Below are 21,666 nucleotides of genomic sequence, written 5' to 3'. Positions count from 1 at the left end.
GATCGCTCTCAAACCGAAAGGAAGAAAAGAATGAAACACACCCACCGCAACACCCTTTTATCCCTCTTGCTGCTGCCTGCCGTTTTCCTTGCGGCTTGCGCGCCCCCCGCTCCTGCCAACCCGAATCTCATCCTCGCCACCACCACATCCACACAAGACTCAGGTTTGCTGGATGAACTTATCCCGTTGTTCGAAGAACAGACCGGCTATACCGTACAGACTGTGGCGGTCGGTTCGGGCGAAGCGATGAAGATGGGCGAAGAAGGCAACGCCGATGTCCTGCTCGTTCATGCGCCGTCCTCCGAAGTGGCCTTCATGGAAGGCGGTTTCGGCAAGGACCGTTTCCTCGTCATGCATAACGATTTCATCATCGTTGGTCCGTCGTCCGACCCGGCGGGAATCAAAGGCATGGCGACTGCCGCCGAAGCCTTCACAACGATCTTCAATGCGGGCGCATCGTTCATCACCCGCGGTGATGATTCAGGCACACACAAGAAGGAACTGGCCTTGTGGAAAGCCGCAGGTCTCGATCCGGCCGGACAAACCTGGTACATCGAAACCGGCCAGGGCATGGGTGCGTCCATGACCGTGGCTTCTGAAAAACAAGCCTACATTCTCACCGACCGGGCGACGTATCTTGCCAACAAGGACAACTATCAGCTTGAAGTTCTTGTCGAAGGCGAGCCTGGTCTGTTGAATGTATATCATGTCATCACAGTCAACCCGGAAAAATGGACGGAGATGAATTACGAAGGCGCGCTTGCCTTTGCCAATTTCATGGTGGCTTCCGAAACCCAGGCTGTCATCAGTGAATTCGGCAAGGACAAATTCGGTCAGCCGCTTTTCTTCCCGGATGCCGGACGCGACCCAGCCGAACTCGGTCTCGATAATTAGGTTTCACGGGGGCGGTTCATGTGAGTCGCCCCCATTTCTGTATAATCAACCCCGTGAAAAAGATTTCTTTGTCGTTTCTCTTGCTTGCCTTGTTGTCTGGCGCCTGCCAATCTGCATCCCAACCTCAAACGCTGACCGTTTATGCCGCCGCCTCTTTGTCCGACGCCTTCACGGAAATGGGAGCAGCCTTTGAAGCCGCCCACCCGAATGTCATTCTCAGATTTAATTTCGGCGGCTCGCAAAACCTGCGAACCCAGATCGAACAAGGCGCACCGGCCGATATTTTCGCCTCTGCCAATCGCAAAGAGATGGATGCGTTGATCTTGCAGTCGTTGATCGCTGATGGTGTTTCGCAAATCTTTCTTACCAATCAACTGGCTGTCATCCTGCCGCAGAACAACCCGGGAAACATCGTGTCGCTTGAAGACCTTGGCAAACCTGGCATTAAACTGGTTCTTGCCGCAGAAGAAGTCCCTGCCGGGAAGTATGCGCGTCAAGTTTTGGAGAATCTCAATGCGCAGTTCGGAGGTGATTTCAGCGCGCGGGCCCTCGCGAACCTCGTTTCCAATGAAGACAATATCAGGCAGGCATTGGCCAAGGTTCAGTTGGGCGAAGCGGATGCGAGCATCGTCTATGTCTCGGACGCCATGATCGCGCCTGAATTAAAGGTCATCGAAATCCCTGCCGGTTTCAACATAACTGCGGAATATCCCATCGCGCCTCTGGCGAACTCGACCAATGCAGAATCCGCGCAGGCGTTCATTGACTTTGTGCTATCACACGAAGGACAGGCCATTCTCGAAAGATGGGGCTTTACACCGGTGAATCCATGATATAAAACCACTCACTTCATGTGAGTGTCATGGCATCTCCGCGTAAAACGACCCTCTTTTTCAAGTACGCTGAATGGCTGTTCCTGGCGCCAAGTCTTCTTTTGATCGTACTGCTCGCATTGCCGGTTTTTTCCCTGCTCTGGCGCGCCGGCATGGACGGCATGTTCCATTTTGTGACCGAACCCAGGGCGCTCTCTGCACTACGGTTGAGTTTGTTGACCAGCTCGATCAGCACCTTGACCGCTGTAATTACTGGAACTCCGCTGGCTTTCGTTCTGGCGCGCGGAAAATTCAAAAACAAAACCCTCCTGGAACTCGCGATCGATTTGCCCGTCGTCCTTCCGCCTTCGGTGGCGGGCATTGCACTGTTGATCGCTTTTGGCAGGCAGGGATTGTTCGGAGAATGGTTCGGGATGTTTGGGATCACCATTCCATTTACGACCACGGCGGTCATTCTTGCGCAAACTTTCGTCTCTGCGCCATTATTCGTCCGCTCTGCGCGAATCGGGTTTGCCGAGGTGGACCCGCAGATCCTCGAAGCCGCATATGTGGAGGGAAGTAACAACTGGCAGGTCTTTCGCCATATCATGATCCCGCTCTCCGGGAGAGCGATATTAAGTGGATCCATCCTTACATGGACGCGCGCCATCGGCGAATTCGGAGCGACGATCCTCTTTGCAGGAAATCTGGAAGGCGTCACTCAAACCATGCCTCTCGCCATCTACCTCGGCCTGGAACGCAGTTTGGGAATTGCCATTGCGCTCTCGTCTCTTCTAGTCATTGTCTCGATCCTGCTTCTGCTCCTCACACGCAGATTGGAAAGCCATAAGGAAGAAACGCGTGACTATTGATCATGTCCTTCAATCCTGAAATCTTTGAAATCACAACCCTGTCTTTACAGGTTTCACTGCTTGCCACAACGATCAGTCTTATCATAGGCCTCCCGTTTGGAACCTGGCTCGCTCTGGGAAGATTCCCAGGCCGTTCAGTGTTGCTAAGCATTGTGAACACAGGCATGGCGCTTCCGCCTGTCGTGGTCGGACTCGTCGTGGCAATGACTCTCTGGCGCAGCGGTCCGCTCGGGGATTTGCGCCTCATTTACACACCCTGGGCGATCGTCATTGCGCAAACGGTCATCTCTGCGCCTGTGGTGATGGGGCTCACAGCCGCCGCGCTCGAAGCGCTCGACCCGCGTCTGCAGCAACAACTATTGGGACTCGGCGCCTCGCGTCCGCAAATGATCTTACACTTATGGCGGGAAGCGCGGCTTCCATTATTGGCGGCGCTCATGGCAGGCTTCGGCTCGGTCATCTCTGAAGTGGGCGCGTCCATGATGGTGGGTGGAAACATCCGCGGGCAGACGCGCGTGCTGACCACTGCCATTGTGCTCGAAACCTCCAAGGGCGAGTTCGATCAGGCGCTCGCGCTCAGTGCGTTGTTGCTGATCATCACCTATCTCATCAATCTCGCATTGACGTGGATCCAGCAAAAAGGGGCGCGCAAATGATTGCGATAAAAAATCTGCTCGTCCAACGCAATGGGCGCGATGCGCTCAAGATCGAATCGCTCGACATCCGCAAAGGCGAGACGCTTGCCGTGGTGGGTCCGAACGGGGCGGGGAAAAGCACGTTTCTGCTGGTGCTGGCCCGCTTGCTCAAATCATCCAGGGGAGATATTTCCATGCATGGTAAACCGCAAAGGGAATGGAAAGACCTCGACTACCGCAGGCGAATCGCTTTCGTTTTTCAAGATCCGTTGCTGATGGATATGTCGGTCTGTGAGAATATTGCGCTGGGGTTGAAATTCCGCAGCGTGGATAAAAAGGAAAGGCACGAGCGAGTCCATAGGTGGGCAAAAGCCATGGGCGTGGAAAAACTTTTGGAGCGCAGAGCCGGTCAACTCTCCGGGGGTGAGGCTCAGCGCGTCAGCCTGGCGCGGGCGTTCGTTCTCGATCCCGAATTACTTTTGATGGATGAGCCATTCTCCGCGGTCGATCCGCAGACGCGCGAAAAACTGCTCGAAGATCTTTCGCGCGTCCTGGGCGATGATCACCGCACGACCATTTTTGTAACCCACAACCTGAAAGAAGCGTCCCAATTCGGCGACCGGGTTGCTGTCATCATCAATCATGAATTGAAGCAGGTTGGAAAGCCGAAAGAGATAAAAAACGGTCCCGCTGATGCAAGCGTGCGGGACTTTGTGCGCGGACTTTAACGGCATACGCCGCGCAGTGCGCGGCGCAGCCTTTAGACCAACTCAGAGGGAGGAGAGAGAGTTTGGATGAACAGCGTTTTGCTGCTGTTCTATTCAACAGGGTCAATGTCAGGGTTCGTTCCGCTCAATGAACAGGCGGGATGTTCGACACAATTGCACTCCAATGCTTTCGAACAGCGCCTTGCACGGATGCGCGGGGCTTGCTCAGGCAGATGCTCAGCCGGGTAGACAACCTCGACTTCGATGGCAATGACTTCCTGCACGTGCTCGCAGTATTTGGTTTTTTCAACCTGCCAAACCTTCTTTGCCATACTGCCTCCTGACTCTGCACTGTTAGTTTAAATGGAAAACGCCTGCCTTACCAGTGACAGGCGTCATAAACTCGAATGACAAACCGCTTATTTTGGATATGATAAGTCTTTATTTTCTTGCAAGGATGTAAACACTTCCGTTATCGCTGGAGAAATACAACTCGCCGGATTCATCCTCGCCGAAGGAGGTGATTGTCGCCACCGCCTCGAACATGACTTGTGACTGCCACTGCCCATCGACTGGAATCAGCCCCCAGATCGTTCCCGAGCAATAATCGCCGTAGACATAGACACCGTACCACTCAGGCATCGAGCCGCGATAGACATATCCGCCTGTAACGGAACAACCAAAGTCGTGGCTGTATTCCGCGGCGGGGAGAAGCAAGCCGGGTTGAGGGACGATCGTGTCGTAGCCATGGTTGCCTTCCATCAGGCTCCAGCCGAAATTCGCGCCTCCAGGCGAACCAGCCGGGAGATAATCTATCTCCTCATATTGGTTCTGTCCCACATCGCCGATCCACAGGTCGCCCGTGACTCTGTCGAAAGATAGGCGCCAGGGGTTGCGAAGCCCATACGCCCAGACCTCATTGCCGAAAGGGTTATCAGCCGGGATGGAATACGTGTCGCCGTTATTCACATCGATGCGAAGGATTTTTCCCAATAGAGAACCCTTGTTCTGCCCGTTTTTCATCGGGTCGCCACCCGATCCGCCGTCGCCAAGTCCTATGTAGAGGAAGCCGTCGGGTCCGAAGGCGAGCGCACCGCCGTTATGATTCCGGTAGGGCTGTTCCACTACCATCATTACCAGTTCACTGGCCGGGTCGGCGGTATCGCCGCTGGCTTGAAAGCGCGAGATGCGCGTATGCCCGCCAGCGCCGGTGTAGTTGACGTAGAAATACCCGTTTTTTTCGTACTGTGGATGAAACGCCAGCCCCAGCAAGCCCATCTCGTTACCTTCGTCATTGACGCGATCGTCGATGTTCAAGAAGGGCTGGGGATTGAGTTGACCGTCTTTATAGATGCGGATGGCGCCGTATTTCTCGATGACGAACAATCGTCCTGAACCGTCGAATGCGGATTGCACATCCACGGGGCGGTCCAACCCGCTGAGGATGGGGATCCAGCTAAATCCACTCGGGTCGGGGAAGCTGTTTGCCTGCGTGATCGGCGTTTCGCTGGCTTGGGGTGTGTTGGTAACCGGCTGAGGCAGGGTTTCGGTTTGTGGAATCGAATCACCGGTACTTACAGGGAAGGGAGTACTGGTTGGCGCAACAAAGAGTGCATTCCATCTGCAGGCGAGCAACGGGAGGATTAATAGAATTATTATTCTTTTCATTCGTCTTTATTCTTTTACTTCAGTCGTCTCGCCGTCCACAACGTCGTCGTTGACGTCGTTCGGTTTCATGTTTCCAGCCAGCGCCTTCATATGTTCATCGACAACCTCCGGTGGGCAGAGTTCGGTGAAAATGTAAGAACTAAGCCAGAGGATTGCCGCATCATCCACCATGCCGATCACTGGCAGGACGACGTTTGGCGCCAGGTCAGCCGGGAGGAGCAGGTATGCAAACGCTCCCAGTGGAACGAGTTTTGCGAAGAAGCTGACCCGCCGGTCGCCGATGAGGCGGAAGATCAGTTTGAGCTGGTTCATCAGGTTGCGAATCACACCGCCCTGCTGGGGGACGATGATGTCGGAGGATTTTTTCTCTGTCATTTTTTCTCCTTTGAGTTGTGAGTTCATTATATTCGGATTTTGGGTTCGGGATGTTCGTCATGGGTTAATCTACGAATTCGGACTGAAACCGATGCATTTGCCGGATGATGACAAACGTCACATCAAATCCACGATGAATGTTCGTAACAGGTAAACGGGTTATGCGTCAAAAATATGCAAATCAAAATTGGAGAATTCCAGATGGACATGATCATTGATTTCCCCGGCGGGCAAAAAGTGGACGCGCACTTCCGCGGACATACGATAAAAACCGACCAGCCGAACGACGACACCGCGCCGATGCCGTTCGAGTTATTCCTGGCTTCCATCGGCACTTGCGCCGGCATCTATGTGCTGGGGTTTTGCCGCCAGCGAAACCTGCCCACCGAGGGCATCCGTATCATTCAGCATCATCACCCGAACCCGGCGACCGGTCTGATGGATCACATCGAATTGGAGATCCAGGTCCCGCCCACATTCCCCGAACAGTATCATGCGGCGCTGATCCGTTCGGCGGAGTTGTGCAAGGTCAAGAAAACGCTCGAGCACCCGCCGACCTTCGATGTGATGACCAAAGTGGTGGAAACAACATAATCCACATGTGACTGTCACCCCGCAGGTGACAGTCACTTTTTAAAGTACAATGCCTTGATGCCCTACTTGATTGACGGTCATAACCTGATTCCCAAACTCGGATTGCGCCTCGATGAGCCGGACGATGAACTGGAACTTGTACGCCTCTTGCAGGACTTTGCGCGGATCACGCGCCATCCGGTTGAAGTCTACTTTGACGGCGCTCCCGCGGGCCAGGCGGGGATGCGGAAGATCGGTATGATCAAGGCTCACTTTGTAAGGCTCGGTCAGACGGCAGATACTGCAATTCGTAAACGATTGGAGTCCATGGGGAAATCCGCAAGGAACTGGTCTGTGGTCTCCTCCGACCGCGAAGTGCAGGCGATTGTAAAGGCGAACAAAGCAGTGACGATTCGATCTGAAGAGTTTGTCGATCAATTAAGAGCCTCCCTGTCAGCCGGACAAAAATCAAGCCAGGAGGAAACGCAATTATCCAAACAGGAAGTGGAGGAGTGGCTGAGAATCTTCAAGCAGGGGAGATAGCGTACACGATAGTACCTTTTTCTCATATTTTTCTATTGCAATACGGATAAAAAAGGTGTATATTATCTTCATCGACACCTGCCCTCCCTTTTACTGGTATTCTGGTGTCATCCGCCGCTCTGCCCAGCATGTCCCCCCCATGCTGGCAGGCGGCGGTATCTTTTGAAGAATTAAAGATCGATTCGTATTGGGGTTATTCGGCAATAGCAATATGGGGGCTATAATTTGTCCATGACCACGATGTATACATTCGTCCCTTCGCGGGAGCACGAATTCCCGGATCATCCCGAACAGCCGGCGAGGCTGGAGATCTTGGAGTCTTTACTCCCGACTTTTGGCGCGGAAAAGATCGAAGCCGTTTCGGCAAATGAAGAAGACTTGACACTGGTTCATCCACCGCGGATGATCGAAGCGATAAAAGAAGTCTGCAAGGAGGGACCGGGCATCATCGATTATGCTCCGACCTTTGTAACTCGAACTTCTTATGAAGACGCCATGCTCGCCGCGGGCGGAGTGTTAACCTGCTCCCGCGCTGTGATGAACGGCGACGCGAACAACGCATTTGCCATTGTCCGCCCGCCGGGGCATCACGCCGAACCGGATCGTGCGATGGGTTTTTGCATTTTCAGCAATATCGCCATTGCCGCAAAAGACCTGCTGGCGAAAGGGATGAAACGCGTGATGGTCATCGACTATGACGCGCATCACGGCAATGGAACTCAAGCCTCTTTGCTGAACGAAGACCGCGCGGGATTTATCTCCACGCATCAATGGGGAATCTACCCCGGCACCGGCTGGCTGGACGATGCGCCTGACGCCAGGAATCGACTCGTCAACATACCTCTCCCGCCTCATGCGGGGGATGAAACCTTTTCCCAAATCGCAGACTTAATTTTTAAGCCGATGGTTAAGTCGTTCAAGCCGCAAATGCTGCTTGTATCTGCGGGCTTTGATTCGCATTGGAACGACCCGATTACTTCATTGGGGCTTTCGACGCGCGGGTTTTATGAGGTCTCGAGGAAGCTTGTTCAAATGGCGGATGAAGTCTGCAGCGGGAAGATCATCTTTGTGCTGGAGGGAGGATACGACCCGCATAATGTCGCCAACGGGGCAGCGGCAGTCTTCGACGCGCTGATCAAACGTCCCTTAAGGGATGAAGCGAATGACAGGTCTCCGTACAAGGAACCGGACTTCGAGCCGCGTTTGAATGAGATCAGGAAACGACACGGGATTTGAAATTTTCGCGGAGTCATTTTCATAATAGACTCCGTGTCATATCAACAGGAGTTCGCGATGCAAAGAAGAACAAAAGGTGTTGTGCAACTTGAATGGGTCTGCCCGAACTGTGATGGGCGCAATCCGGGTCCGGTGAAGACGTGCGAGAATTGTGGCGCGCCGCAGCCTGAGAACGTTCAATTCCAGCGTGCTGTGGATGAGAAGCTCATCACAGATGAAAAAGTGGTCCAAGCCGCGAAAGCCGGGGCAGATATCCATTGCGGATTCTGCGGCACGCGCAACCCGGCAACCGCATTGACCTGCTCGCAATGCGGCGCGGATTTAAAGGAAGGCAAGTCGCGTCAGGCGGGACAGGTGATGCAGGCGGCTCCATCCGCGCCGAAGGTGATCATCTGCTCGAATTGCGGGAGCGAGAACCCGGGAGCGGCGAAGAAGTGTGTCAACTGCGGTGCGCCGATAAAGGCCACCCAGCCTGCTCCGGCAAAACCTGCGCAGCCCAAGGCTGGTGCGATGCCGGTTCCACAGCAAAAGCCGAAAAAATTCAACTGGATGATCGTGGCGGGAATCGGCGCCTTTCTGTTGTTATGCTGCGGCGCAATTCTGTTTCTATTCGTTTTACCGAGCCGCACCGTGGAAGGGACGGTAACCAGCGTGTATTGGAAGACATCGGTCCCCGTTCAGGAAGTCCGTGCGGTTGACCATAACAACGAGCGCGGCAGTCCGCCTTCGGACGCGTACAACGTCTCATGCCGAACAGAGAGCCAGGAGATCTGCGAGGACAAAACGATCGACAGGGGCAACGGATACGCCGAGGTTGTCACCGAATGCCGCACCGAAACCGAACAGTATTGCAGTTATACCGTGGATGAATGGACGACCATCCAGACTTATGAGTTGGATGGGGACGACCTTTACCCGGTGTATGCGGAGCCGTCCGTTTTCAGCGGACAACGCATCGGTGAGAGCACCGAATCCTTCCAGGTTACCTTCAGCTCGAGCGACGGACAGATCGGCTATTCCCCCGGTTCGGTTACAGAGTTTCAACAATTTCAACCCGGCAGTACGTGGACTCTCCGTTTGAATGCTGTGGGTGGGATTGTGAACGTGGAGAGATAGTTTTATTTACCAAGTGGTCGGTCGAAATAAATTTTACAAAAATACGTTCCCGGCGACAGGGACGCGGGGAACTGCCTCTCAGGGTAACAATTTGTAAGGTGAATTGTTTTACTCTGGACAGACAAAAAGGACACAGCGAAGCAAAACGCTGCGTCCTTTTTGGCATATAGGCTATCGTGAAGGAAATGTTTCTTCCGTGCCATCGAAGATGACCAAGCCATCCCTGACCTGCGTCAGGCCGTTGGTGCCTTTGTCGAGCACATTGCCGCCTTGCAGGACTTCGTAATCGTAGACGACCGTCCCGTCAGTGTTGCGGAAGTTGCTCAGGTTGAAGGTGATGCCGTCTTTGACCAAGCCTTCGAGCGATTCGCGGATCGCATCCGCGCCTTCGTAGGTGCCTGTGGGATTGATGAAGACCGCATCGCTGGCGACGAACCCCATTGCTGAGTCAATGTTCCCGGCGTTGAGCGCTTCGTAATATTCCTGCACGACCCAGATCTGCTCGGCGTTTTCCAGCCCGTCATAGACGATCTTTCCATCCACTACATGAGTCACGTTGCCGCACCCCTTGTCTATTGAAGTGCCGTTCTCGAAGACTTCGTAGCACGAGGTCACGCGACCGTTGCCGGTGTGGACGAAGTTGGTCTGGTTGAAGGTCAAACCCGCATCGAAGACAGCCTGCCACTGAATTTCGGCATCTGCGCGGTTGTATGTGCCGAAGGGATCGTTCATTACATAGTCCTCGGCGGTCAGGCTCATCGCCTTTTCAATATCGCCTTCATTGAATGCGTCGTAAAAGGCTTTGACAATGAGGGTGGGGTCGTCGCCTTGGGCGGCGGGGGAGCAAGCGCCGAGAATGAGGGCGGCAAAGGTGACGACGGAAAACAAAACGGAGAGATTTTTTATGTTCATGAGATTTTCCTTTCGAGAAATGAGTTTTGGATTGGGGATTTACGGATAAAGTCAATTCGTCTTTTCTGGCGGATCAGCCTCCTTTGGAATTGCATCGGGTGGAGCGGTTTCAGGCGAAGATTCGACTGGAAACGCCGGGTCCGCTTCGGGCGGCGCGGGCGGCGGATCTTCCTGCCAGGAGATTGTCCAGGTGGTGGTGGTCACAACGGTCACTTTGCGTTCGATGATCCTGCGCATATAACTCCTTGTTCGATGTTGCCAGTGTAGCAAGAACCGGGTTTCCATTTATGACATTTCTTGTCAACTTGGAGGTACACTTGAAAACAATATGTCAGGTGAATCTGCCATCCCCCTTGATTCATTTGTCACCTTTGGCGACCTGTTGAAGTATCTGCGCCGCCGCGCGCGGCTGACTCAGCGCGAAATTGCCATCGCGGTGAATTACAGCGAGGCGCATATCAGCCGCCTAGAACAAAACCAGCGTCCGCCGGACCTTGCCGCCCTGACCGCGTTGTTCATTCCCGCTTTGTATCTTGAGGATGAACCGGAGATTGTGGCGCGGCTCCTCGAGCTTGCGGCACAAGCGCGCGGCGAGGAAGCGCCACGGGGGGGCATCCTCACTTTTTCAGGCTCCGCTCGAAAGGAGGTCATTGAATCGCTGCAAACGGAAGAGGGTGTGAAAACCAACCTTCCGCTTCATCTCACCAGTTTCATCGGACGCGAGCGTGAGATTACAGAGATCAAAAAACTTCTTGACCCTGCCCACGGAAAAGCCAGGCTGGTCACTCTGACAGGCAGCGGAGGCTGCGGTAAGACGCGGCTGGCGCTCGAGACGGCAGGGCGTCTGACGCAAGCCTATGAAGATGGAATTTGGTTGATCGAGTTGGCTCCCATTCTCGATCCCGTTCTTGTACTGCAAGTTGCAGCCACGACTCTTCACATCCCTGAGTCGCAGGACAGCGCGCTGCCCGGCGCGATCATTAAATACCTGCGGACAAAACATGTTTTGTTGATTCTCGATAACTGCGAACAAGTCGTTTCGGCCGCGGCGCAGCTCGCGGAGGACATCCTGCGCGCCTGCCCGCACGCGCAAATTCTCGCGACGAGCCGCGAGATCCTCAACATCCCCGGCGAAATACGCTTCCGCGTTCCTTCCCTTTCGCTGCCGCAGGATGAAACTTTGCTGCCAGACAACTTCTCAAGTATTGAGTCGGTGCGTTTATTCGTCGAACGCGCCCAGGCGGCTTTTCCGCCTTTTGAATTCACCAAGGATAACGCTCCTTCCGTCGCGCAGATATGCCGCCGACTTGACGGAATCCCGCTTGCAATCGAACTTGCCGCGGCACGGATGACGGCGTTATCGATTCAACAGATCGCGGCGCGCCTGGAAGACAGTTTTCAAATATTGAGCGGGGGAAGCGTCACCGTGGCGCGCCATCAAACCTTGCGAGCGACCATCGAATGGAGTTATGGGTTACTCTCGGAACCTGAGCGGACATTATTTGAAAGGCTTTCTGTATTTTCAGGCGGATGGACACTGGCTGCGGCGGAATCAGTGGTCGGCGATGCATCTGGATTGGCCAAGGGTAGCCTGCTCGATCTACTAGCCCAATTGGTGAACAAATCCCTCGTGACCGTGGAATGGCAGTCAAAAGTGGAAACGCGTTACAAAATGCTCCAAACGATCCATGATTTTGCGCGCGAAAGACTCGATGCCACAGGCGAGACGGAGAAATTACGCGCCTCCCACTTTGCTTATTTCCTGAAATCGGCAGAACTGGCGGAGCCGAGGTTATTTGCGGTCGAGAGTTCGCTGGACTGGGCGGAGGCGGAAATTGACAATCTGCGCGCGGCGCTCACATGGGCGCTCGATGAAGGAAACGCCGACTTTCCCTCCGAAGAGCGCACGCGGCAGGGATTGGAATTGATGGCATACGTGTGGCCGCTGTGGTTGTACCGCGGGTATCTTACCGAGGGCCGTGAATGGATGAAACAGCTTCTGGCGGCGCACCCTTTCCCGACCCTGGCGCGGGCAAGGGCATTGTTAATCAGGGGAGATTTTGCGCGCGCAGACGGCGATTATACGGGACAGATGACGTTCATCCAGGAGTCGTTGACGCTAGCCAAAAAACACGGCGACAAGAAGCGGATTGCCTGGGCGTTGATGGAACTGGCGGCAATCGATCTCGATCACCATCGTTATTCCGAAGCGGTTCCATTGCAGCTCGAAAGCCTGCAACTGTTTCAAGAGTTGCAAGAGGAACTATGGGTTTGCAGGCTTTGCTTTTTCCTGGCTGAGACTTATGTGGCGAACGGGGATCCGGAATCAGCCAGGCCTTACTTGATGCAGGGATTGGAAATTTCTCGCGCCTTGAACGACAACTGGCACACCGCCATTGGGCTGGAAGGATTGGGCAATTTGGAACGCCTGGAAGGGCGCTTTCGTCAAGCCCGCGAATTCTATCTGGAGAGCTTGAATCTCAGGCGGGGGGTCATGGACCGGGTGGGTATCACCTATTTGTTGAAAGCCATCGCGCAACTTGCTGCAAGTCAGGGACAATTCGACCGCGCGGCAATGTTGTGGGGCGCCGCGGAGAAGTTGCATCAGAGCCTGGGTTTCCTGCCCACCCCCTTGCGGGAACGGTTTTACACCACTTTGATCCCAACGGCGCGCGAACGACTGGGAAAGAAATTCGCAGAAGCATGGGATACGGGGAGAGCCATGAAATTGGACGAGGCAATACAGTATGCATTGACACCGCCTGATGAAAAAGATTCCGTTCTGTTTAACTGATCGGGGATCTGATTGAATTCGGGGAATTCGTTGTGACGCTAAATGCGGGCAGGAACCGGATCACAAGCATTGCGAATGCCTATTGTGAAAGAAAGCGCTCACATCGGCTTGGATGTTAGGGAATTGTAATGACAGTGAAAGCGCGGGGGGGTTATATTTATGATGCTTTCCTTTTATCCCCGGGGGGAAATTTACCGAAATGTTGCGAGGCATCAATGAACGCGAGATCGAAGATCAAGACCAGCGTAAAACCGGCGAGAAGCTTTAAAAAGGATTTGGCATCTCACGGAGACCATTCAACTTTTATTGTTAATATGGCACACCACATCCCCGATGCGATGATCGCCTTGAACAACCGTTTTACCATCATTGGCTGGAATGCGGCGGCTGAGCATACCTTTGGCTGGAAGGCGGAAGAGGCGGTTGGGAAGAACTTCAACAGACTCCTTAAGACCAAACCAACCGTAAATGGAAAAAGCAATCCATTGACCATAGCGCGGCGGATGGGAAAATGGTCGGGCGAAGTGACAAGGGTCCGCAAAGACGGGGTGCGCATCTGGGTCTGGTCTTCGGTTTCGGTGGTCCGAAACGAGGAGGGGAACCCCATCGGGTTCATCTGCATCAGCCGCGATGTCACTGAACGCAAGCGGATGGATGAAAAACTGCGTGAGAGTCAGGCAAAACTTGCCAGTGTGGTGAACTCAGCGATGGACGCCATGATTTCGCTGGATGAAGACCAGCGCATCATCCTCTTCAACCCGGCTGCTGAGTCGATGTTCGGCTGCCCGGCGGCTGAGGCGATGGGTCAGCCGCTGGACCGGTTCATTCCGGAAAGATTCCGCGAGGCGCATCGCAGGCATATCCATGCCTTTGGGCGAACCAATCAGACCCGGCGTGCGATGGGGAAGCTTGGACAGCTTACCTGCATGCGATCCGACGGCGTGGAATTTCCTGCGGAAATATCCATCTCTCAGGCGGAGGTTGGCGGCAGGAAAATCTACACCGCCATATTGCGCGATATCACCGAGCGGTTGGAAGTGAATAAATCCCTGCGGACGAGCGAGACGCGTTTCCGTGCCCTGTTCGAGGATGTCCCGATCGCCATTTGGGAGGAGGATTTTTCGGAGGTGAAGGAGTATCTGGATTCTTTGATGGAACAAGGCGTCGCCGACCTGCGCGCGTATTTTGCCTCCCACCCCGAGGAATTACTACGCTGCGAAAATATGATCCGCGTAATGGACTTGAACAACACCGCTGTAAAAATGTTTGAAGCAAACAGCAAGGAGGAATTGCTCGCCGTTACGCGGCAGACCAACAGCAAGGGGGAATTGGACAACAGCCTGGAAGACATTATCGCCATTGCAGAGGGCAGGACCAACCGCAGCTGGGAAGGCGGCGATGAGACCCTGACCGGCAGACCGATAGAGATCAGCCTAACCTGGTCAGTCGTGCCCGGTCATGAAGCGGATTATTCCAAGGTCATCGTGACGACCAGGGATATCACCGAACAGTTGAGAGTGAATGAATCTCTGCGCGAAAGCGAGGAACGCTTCCGTTTGCTCTTCGAAAATTCGCCGGTCGCGATCTGGGATGAGGATTTTTCGCGGGTGAAAGCCCGCCTTGAAGAGCTCAAAGAACAAGGCGCGGTAGACCTGGACGCATATCTCGATGCGCATAAGGAGGTTGTCGAAGAGTGCTTGCGGCTGGTCGAAGTTCGCGACGTCAACCGCGCCGCGCTGGGCTTGTACGAAACCGACAGGAAATCCGAACTGCTGGGTGGATTGCAGAAAACCTTCCCAGAGGAATCGCTCAGGAATTTCAAGAACGAACTGCTGACGATCGCCAGCGGCGGGCTTGTTTATCGATCCGAGAGCAGGGTACAAACATTCCAGGACCGGGAGCGGAACGTCCTGATCGATTGGGTGGTCGCTCCGGGGCACGAACGCGATTATTCGAAAGTGCTGGTTTCCCTGACCGACATCACCGAACGCAAACTTGCGGAGGAGGCGCTGCGTACAAGCGAGAAAACCTTCCGAGGACTCTTCAACAGCGTGGCAGAGGCGATTTATATCCAGGATGCCGATGGGCGGTTCCTTGATGTCAATGAAGGCGCAACGAAGATGTACGGCCACCCAAGGGAATTTTTTATCGGCAACACGCCCGAGCCATTGAGCGCGCCGGGCAGGAACGATCTGAATGAGGTCGCCAAAGCAGTGGAAGCCGCATTCAAGGGGCAGCCTCAGCAGTTCGAGTTCTGGGGCATACGCAGCAACGGAGAGGTCTTTCCCAAGGATGTCAGACTCTACAAGGGTACTTACTTTGGGCAGGATGTGGTGGTTGCTCTAGCGCAGGACATCACCGAACGCAAACAGGCGGAGGAGGAGATACGGACGTTGGCGCGTTTCCCGTCCGAGAATCCCAATCCTGTAATGCGCTTCGACTCAGGCGGGCAACTGCTCTACGCTAACCCTGCCAGCGACCCGCTCCTTTCATTCTGGAACTGCGAAGTCGGCGGGTATCCGCCCCCGGAATGGAGGGAACGCATCGAAAATCGGCAGGCGGGAAATCTCGATATGGATTGCGGCGAACAAATCTTTTCGGTGATTGTTGCGCCGGTCGAAGGCGAGAATTACGTAAACCTTTACGCCAGGGATATCACTGAGCGCAAAAAGGCGGAGATGGCGCGCGAACGTCTCTTGAACGTGCTGGAAGCCAGCCTGAACGAAATTTACATCTTCGACCCCGACAGTCTCAAGTTCGAATATGCCAACCGCGGAGCGCTCCGCAACCTGGGATATTCGCTGGAGGAATTGAAGACGATGTCCCCGGTCGACCTGAAGCCGGAGTTCACCGAGGAGTCTTTCCGCGAGTCGATCGCGCCGCTGCTTCAGGGCGTGAAGCCGATCCTCAACTTTGAGACCGTCCATCGCCGCGCCGACGGCAGTTTATATCCCGTGGACGTCCATTTGCAATTGGTCGAAACCGGGAACGAACGCGCCTTCCTCGCGGTGATCAACGACATCACCCAACGCAAACAAGCCGAGGAGCAACTGCGCGATTCGGAGGAACGCTTCCGCCTGTTTGCGGAAAACGTCGAAGAGGGATTCTGGATCACCAACGCGGACGACGAGAGGGAAGTCTACCTCAGCCCCGCCATCGAACGGATCTGGGGACGCCCCCTTGAAGAACTAATACAGCCAAGCGCTTTCCTCGAAAACATCCTGCCCGAAGATCATCCCATCGTATTGTACAGCCTGGAAAGACAGAAGGAAGGCAAACAAACCGACATGGAATACCGCATCCGCCGCCCGGACGGTTCGACGCGCTGGATCTGGGACCGCGCCTTCCCCATTCTGAGCGAGGATGGGAAGGTCAGGCTCGTGACAGGGCTGGTGACCGACATCACCGAACGCAAGGAAGCGGAGAGGAAGATTCGGGTTCACCTTCAGCGCATCACAGCCTTGAACGAGATCGACCGCGCCATCGGCTCGGGCTTCGACATGCGCCTCTCGCTGGAGGTCTTGTTGAAGGAAGCCGTCTCGCAATTGGGCGTGGACGCCGCCGACGTGCTCTTGATGAATCCGGTCGACCTCTCCCTGGAATATGTCGCGGGGAAGGGCTTCCGTTCGACAAAAATCCGTCAATCGCGCCTGCCGTTGGGGCAGGGGCTTGCCTGGAAAGCCGGCTTGGATCAAAAAGTTTTGCATATCCCCGACCTGCAGGCGGCGGGCGGCGATTTTACCCGATCGTCCTCTCTTGAAGGGGAAGATTTCGTGGAATATTTCGGCGTGCCCCTGCTTGCCAAGGGAGCGTTGAAAGGCGTGCTGGAGATTTTCAACCGCGCGCCTCTGAACCCCGACCCGGACTGGATGAGCTATCTGGCAACCCTCGGCGGGCAGGCCGCCATCGCCGTGGACAACGCGCAGTTATTCGAAAGTATGCAGCGTTCGAACCAGGAACTTGCCATGGCGTACGACGCCACCATTTCCGGTTGGTCGCGCGCCATGGATTTGCGCGACAAGGAAACCGAGGGTCACACCCTGCGCGTGACCGAATTGACCGAAAAGCTGGCAAGGCGGATGCGCATCGGTCAACAGGAATTGCTCCACATCCACCGCGGCGCGTTGTTGCACGACATCGGCAAGCTGGGCGTCCCCGACAGCATCCTTCTCAAACCCGGCAAGTTAACCGACGAGGAATGGGAGCTCATGCGCCAGCATCCGCGATACGCCTTCGAGATGCTGCTGCCCATCAAGTATCTGCATCCGGCGCTGGATATTCCCTACGCTCATCACGAAAAATGGGATGGAAGCGGATACCCGCGCGGGTTGAAGGGCGAACAGATTCCGCTTGCCGCCCGCGTCTTCGCCGTGGTGGACGTCTGGGACGCCCTCCGTTCGGATCGTCCCTACCGGGACAAATGGTCGGCGGAACGCGCGCGCGAATACATCCTTGAACAATCGGGCAAGCACTTCGACCCGCAGGTGGTGGAGGAATTCATGCGCATGTTGGATGAGGTGCCGGAACCAAGTCTGTGATCAGCCTTCAGAAAACAAACGCGGAAAATAAGGCGGTTTGAAGCGGGACTTGTTTTATTCATCCCAGCCTGCCCACCGTCTTTTCCACTTCACTTAGAATTTCCCCTCGTTTTACCAATTCTTTCATCGCGTTGTGGTCGTTATACAGCGGACGATCTACTTCGAGATGTTCTACATATTTACGAATCACTTCGCGCGCTTTGATCGAACCTTTGCCCGGCGTGAACTCTCTAAAATCCAGCGCTTGCGCGGCTGCCATGAATTCGATGCCGAGGACGCCGTAAGCGTTATCTAATATCTGTCCGTTCTTGATGGCGGTGTTCATGCCCATCGAGACGAAGTCCTCTTGATCGGCGGCGGCAGGGATGGATTGAATGCTCGCAGGCGTGGATAAAATCCGTTGTTCGACGATCAAGTGGTCGGCAGTGTATTGGCTGAGCATCATCCCAGAGTAGAAACCAGGCTCATGGGCGAGGAAATCAGGCAGTCCCTGAGAGAGAGCCGGGTTCGTCAGTCGGTTCATGCGTCGCTCCGACATTACACACACCATCGTGATGGCGGCGCCCGCCATATCCATCGGCAATGAAACGGGAGTACCCTGAAAGTTTGCACCCGTAAGAGTCAACTTATCTTCGGGGATAAAGATCGGGTTATCGCCAACGCCGTTGAGTTCGATCTCGACCTGTGTGCGTGCATACGCAATTGCATCCCGTGCCGCACCGATGACCTGCGGCGTGGAGCGCATCGAATAGGCGTCCTGCACTTTGGTTTTCATTTTGCCCGTGGTGAGGTCGGAGCCTTCGATGACCTTCATGATGTTCTTCGCAGACGTGACCGCACCGCCAAAGCCACGTAGTTCATGCAACTTTGTGTTGTACGGTTTCATGTTGCCGAGCAATGCCTCAATGGACATCGCCGCCGCAATCTCTGCCTGCCTGAGCAGGCGTTCCATATCATAGATGTGGAGGGCGGACATGGCTGTGAGGAGGTTGGAGCCGTTGATGGCGGCAAGACCATCACGTGCCTGCAAACCTGGGGCTTCGATACCAGCCCGCCGCATCGCTTCTTGACCTGGGAGTCGGTCGCCGTTAAAGAAGGCTTCACCTTCGCCCATGAGCAGTAAAGCCGCTTGCGCCATCGGAGCGAGGTCGCCGCTCGCGCCCACCGACCCCTTCTGACAAACAACAGGCGTGACGCCTTTGTTCAGCATCTCCACCAGTGTCAGGGTGATCTCGGGTCTGCAACCGGAATTCCCATGCGCATGGACGTTGATGCGCCCCGCCAGCGCCGCACGGACATACTCGATGGGCGCAGGTTCGCCGATGCCAGCGGCATGATTGTAGATAAGATACTTCTGAAATTCCTTCACCTGCTCATCGTTGAGCATCGTCTCTGAAAACTCACCGATGCCCGTGTTCGTGCCATACATGACTTCTTTTTTGGCAAGTTTCTCCTCCAGCATGGCGCGGCAGACTTTGATCCGCTCCAGGGCTTCGGGGGCAAGTTCTACTTTCTCGTTATCTCGTGCAATCGCAACAAGTTTTTCTATCGTGAGGGAGGTTCCGTTCAGGGTGATGGTCATGGGCTACTCCTGGAATCTTTCTCGGTATGATTTCAAATCCTCAAGAGACAAATCCTTCGACTTAACCAATTTATAGTGTTTTTCAGAAACAATCTTGATTTCATCTTCCCCATATTCAAATTCAAAAAGAGCAATCAAATCATCAGTCAACGACTGAGCAGCAATTGGGCGGCAAATCAAGTTTTGGAATTTAGATTCACATACTCGAATGTCTTGTTCTATTTGCACAATACCAATTTTGTCTTTTCTACCTTTGGCTTGGATTGGCAACACATAGTGAATACCGCGCTTATCGATGCCTATGTAAATTTCATCAGTTTCCACTTGTCCCATTTCGGACACGGCAGTTCGCAAATGATTTTGGAGGGAATAACAAGTTAAACCAGTGAATATATCAATGAGTCTGTTGTATCGAATTTTTGCCAGTACAGCCTGCTCATCATTCAAGGCGTATCGGGAAATAATTCCTGGGGTTGCGTCAGGTATTTTCGTCTCTGCCATCATGTTGGATGGCACAACAATGGACTGCTGAACAAGAGCCAGTTTGTATTTCGAACGTCCCGCAGGGCGAATTATCCATTCAAAGCCATCGGGAGCAGTTGATGTAATACTCTCGGGCAACGATGACCTATACCTAAAAGTATAGAGGACATCACCAAGATTCTTGGGTAAAACAATTTTGAGTTCTTTTGCCGCCTGCTCAATTTCATCACGCGCAAAAGTAATTTCGTTCATTCCCTCTTGAAAATATTTAGAAAAGATAGATTCTATCAAGCGAGAATAACGATTTGGTTCTTTGTTCTTAGCCATGGCTACTCCTTTTTATTCCACCGCAAAATGACTACTTCTTCGCGAAGTTGTTCCTTCGTGGCAGTTGCAAGTCTTGTTCGAAAAAGATCAGTTCGAACATGTTCATACCCCAAAGCCACTGCAATTTTCGCAAGAAGTTCCCCTGTTCGTATCATAACCCGCAAATAAGATGCTTGATCACCAACAACATAAGCCAGTTGAGCGCCTGGACGAAGCAATTGCCGTAAATCTGCCAAATGACGAGCCATGCCGCCAAAATAAAGTTTTGTTACCCGAGCATATAGTCTCTCAAAACCGGAGTCTTTTTCAAGGGCAATCCTGCGTTCTTCGATTTCGTCAGCAATTTTCTGGATTTCAGGATAATCTTGAATCCATTTGTCGTCATCATCCGCTTTATAGACTCCACGAGTATTGGAACGGACAAGAGTTTTCTTCAACGCCCTTAATTCTTCTTTTGAATTAACAAATCCAAGCAAAACTGATTCCAAGCGGGTTGTACGCGTGTAGTCCTTTTCGTTTGGATATGGAGGAGAAGTGATAACTGCATCGATCGACTCGGGAGAGATAAAACTGGCAATCTCTCGTGAATCACCTAGATAAATTTGAGATTGCGGAAACTCCTTGCCTTCAACTGTTTTGAGATCTGAAGCGATCTTTTCAACTTCCTCAAGCCAACACCCTATAACATACACATCAGCCTTAGGGTTACGGACACCAACTTCTGGTCCAAAATGCAAATTGCTGATTTTATAAACTAAAGCATTTCCTAATGCCAAAAGCGCGTGATTATAAATTTTTTCTTTTTCAATTTCTTTCAGACAATCAAGCAATACAAGTATTTTATGAAGAGGCAATGGGCTGATTGAATTCGAAAGTATAAGCTTTTCCGTATCATCATCCAAGGTACGAAGTTTGAGCTTCTTTGGTTTTTCTCCAAAAGGCTTAGCATCATCAAGCCCTTGAAGCTTCAACATTTCAAGGGCAGTGTGGGCAATATCTCTGGATTTTGCGAGCAATTGATCTGCATCAACATCCCAATCCAATTTTGTAGAAGCGGCAAAATGAGCAAATGAATTAGCTTCCAGACCAACAGATTTGAGTCCTAAAAGCCTTGCCTCAACAAGAGTTGTTCCAGTACCGCAAAATGGATCAAGCACAACACTATTCTTGGTAAGCCCAAAATCCTTGATGTAATCTCTTGCCAAATGCGGCGGAAAGGAAAGGACAAATCTATACCAATCATGAAATGCACGGTCTTCGGACGCCAATTTATTAGCATTTCCGTTCTTTCTAGTTTTGGCGGATGTATTCAAATTCAAGGCAACTGCGGATTCACTCAACTTCATAAAGTTATTTTATCATCCCCTAAAATTCTTTGTCGGTGACTTCTTTGATACAATCCGCCTAACACAAACATTCAAACACAGGAAAGCATCCATGATCTCCACAGCCACCGAAGCGGACGAAGCACAAATCACCGACATCACTGCCTGGGCTGGCATCTCTTTGAAATTCTTTGCCAGCCTTTCCACCCCGGCATAGACGGCTTCGGAAGCGGTCACGCCATCATTGTATCCGCTTCACCGGACGGTTATCGCC

General features: G+C 53.3%; 19 protein-coding genes. 11 read left to right on the top strand and 8 right to left on the bottom strand.

Annotated elements, in window-relative coordinates:
* Nucleotides 1-30: 30 nt before the first annotated feature.
* From HS100_03880 to HS100_03860, 5 genes are all read left to right on the top strand, one after another.
* Nucleotides 31-894, top strand: coding sequence for a substrate-binding domain-containing protein (locus tag HS100_03880; protein MBE7433029.1), 864 nt, complete (start codon nt 31-33; stop codon nt 892-894).
* Between the two features lie 68 nt (nt 895-962).
* Nucleotides 963-1,727 carry a molybdate ABC transporter substrate-binding protein gene (modA, locus tag HS100_03875; GenBank protein MBE7433028.1) on the top strand — a complete coding sequence of 255 codons (765 nt, stop codon included), beginning with the start codon at nt 963-965 and terminating at the stop codon, nt 1,725-1,727.
* 29 nt (nt 1,728-1,756) lie between these two features.
* Complete coding sequence (gene modB, locus HS100_03870) at nt 1,757-2,578, top strand: molybdate ABC transporter permease subunit (GenBank protein ID MBE7433027.1); 822 nt, start codon at nt 1,757-1,759, stop codon at nt 2,576-2,578.
* 2 nt (nt 2,579-2,580) lie between these two features.
* A complete protein-coding gene (locus HS100_03865; GenBank protein ID MBE7433026.1) occupies nt 2,581-3,234 on the top strand; it encodes an ABC transporter permease in 654 nt (217 codons plus the stop codon).
* Nucleotides 3,231-3,941 (top strand): ATP-binding cassette domain-containing protein, encoded by a 711-nt coding sequence (locus HS100_03860; protein MBE7433025.1) that lies wholly within the window; start codon nt 3,231-3,233, stop codon nt 3,939-3,941. The genes HS100_03865 and HS100_03860 overlap by 4 nt, the downstream gene beginning before the upstream one ends.
* 89 nt (nt 3,942-4,030) lie before the next feature.
* Here HS100_03860 and HS100_03855 read toward each other — a convergent pair whose 3' ends face one another.
* The 3 genes from HS100_03855 to HS100_03845 form a co-directional block, all read right to left on the bottom strand.
* Nucleotides 4,031-4,252, bottom strand: a complete 222-nt coding sequence (locus HS100_03855; GenBank protein MBE7433024.1) for a hypothetical protein — start codon at nt 4,250-4,252, stop codon at nt 4,031-4,033.
* Nucleotides 4,253-4,361: 109 nt separating this feature from the next.
* Nucleotides 4,362-5,588: a PQQ-dependent sugar dehydrogenase gene (locus tag HS100_03850; protein ID MBE7433023.1), complete on the bottom strand. Its 1,227-nt coding sequence runs from the start codon at nt 5,586-5,588 to the stop codon at nt 4,362-4,364.
* Nucleotides 5,589-5,594: 6 nt separating this feature from the next.
* Nucleotides 5,595-5,963: a DUF1232 domain-containing protein gene (locus HS100_03845; protein ID MBE7433022.1), complete on the bottom strand. Its 369-nt coding sequence runs from the start codon at nt 5,961-5,963 to the stop codon at nt 5,595-5,597.
* 201 nt (nt 5,964-6,164) lie between these two features.
* Between HS100_03845 and HS100_03840 the strand changes: the two genes are divergently transcribed.
* The 4 genes from HS100_03840 to HS100_03825 all read left to right on the top strand — a co-directional run bounded on the left by HS100_03840 (nt 6,165) and on the right by HS100_03825 (nt 9,431).
* Nucleotides 6,165-6,557: an OsmC family protein gene (locus tag HS100_03840; GenBank protein ID MBE7433021.1), complete on the top strand. Its 393-nt coding sequence runs from the start codon at nt 6,165-6,167 to the stop codon at nt 6,555-6,557.
* Nucleotides 6,558-6,614: 57 nt separating this feature from the next.
* On the top strand, nt 6,615-7,079 hold the full coding sequence (locus HS100_03835; GenBank protein ID MBE7433020.1) for an NYN domain-containing protein: 465 nt from the start codon (nt 6,615-6,617) through the stop codon (nt 7,077-7,079).
* A 231-nt stretch (nt 7,080-7,310) separates the two neighbouring features.
* A complete protein-coding gene (locus tag HS100_03830; GenBank protein MBE7433019.1) occupies nt 7,311-8,315 on the top strand; it encodes a histone deacetylase in 1,005 nt (334 codons plus the stop codon).
* A 57-nt stretch (nt 8,316-8,372) separates the two neighbouring features.
* Nucleotides 8,373-9,431: a zinc ribbon domain-containing protein gene (locus HS100_03825; protein ID MBE7433018.1), complete on the top strand. Its 1,059-nt coding sequence runs from the start codon at nt 8,373-8,375 to the stop codon at nt 9,429-9,431.
* A gap of 171 nt (nt 9,432-9,602) precedes the next feature.
* Here HS100_03825 and HS100_03820 read toward each other — a convergent pair whose 3' ends face one another.
* A complete protein-coding gene (locus HS100_03820) occupies nt 9,603-10,343 on the bottom strand; it encodes a nuclear transport factor 2 family protein (protein ID MBE7433017.1) in 741 nt (246 codons plus the stop codon).
* A gap of 51 nt (nt 10,344-10,394) precedes the next feature.
* Nucleotides 10,395-10,580: a hypothetical protein gene (locus HS100_03815; protein MBE7433016.1), complete on the bottom strand. Its 186-nt coding sequence runs from the start codon at nt 10,578-10,580 to the stop codon at nt 10,395-10,397.
* Between the two features lie 91 nt (nt 10,581-10,671).
* Between HS100_03815 and HS100_03810 the strand changes: the two genes are divergently transcribed.
* Nucleotides 10,672-13,137: a tetratricopeptide repeat protein gene (locus HS100_03810; GenBank protein MBE7433015.1), complete on the top strand. Its 2,466-nt coding sequence runs from the start codon at nt 10,672-10,674 to the stop codon at nt 13,135-13,137.
* Between the two features lie 314 nt (nt 13,138-13,451).
* The gene (locus tag HS100_03805; GenBank protein MBE7433014.1) at nt 13,452-17,675 is read left to right on the top strand and encodes a PAS domain S-box protein; all 4,224 of its coding nucleotides are present in this window, start codon (nt 13,452-13,454) and stop codon (nt 17,673-17,675) included.
* A gap of 58 nt (nt 17,676-17,733) precedes the next feature.
* Here the strand turns inward: HS100_03805 and HS100_03800 are convergent, their stop codons facing one another.
* From HS100_03800 to HS100_03790, 3 genes are read right to left on the bottom strand one after another with little or no spacing between them, the layout of a single operon-like run.
* Nucleotides 17,734-19,257, bottom strand: a complete 1,524-nt coding sequence (locus HS100_03800) for an aromatic amino acid lyase (protein MBE7433013.1) — start codon at nt 19,255-19,257, stop codon at nt 17,734-17,736.
* A gap of 3 nt (nt 19,258-19,260) precedes the next feature.
* Nucleotides 19,261-20,067: an endonuclease gene (locus HS100_03795; protein MBE7433012.1), complete on the bottom strand. Its 807-nt coding sequence runs from the start codon at nt 20,065-20,067 to the stop codon at nt 19,261-19,263.
* A 2-nt stretch (nt 20,068-20,069) separates the two neighbouring features.
* On the bottom strand, nt 20,070-21,413 hold the full coding sequence (locus HS100_03790) for a DNA methyltransferase (GenBank protein MBE7433011.1): 1,344 nt from the start codon (nt 21,411-21,413) through the stop codon (nt 20,070-20,072).
* Between the last annotated feature and the right edge of the window lie 253 nt (nt 21,414-21,666).

The organism is Anaerolineales bacterium, assembly GCA_015075725.1.
GTDB lineage: Bacteria > Chloroflexota > Anaerolineae > Anaerolineales > Villigracilaceae > Villigracilis.
This window is presented reverse-complemented; position numbering and strand designations above follow the sequence as displayed.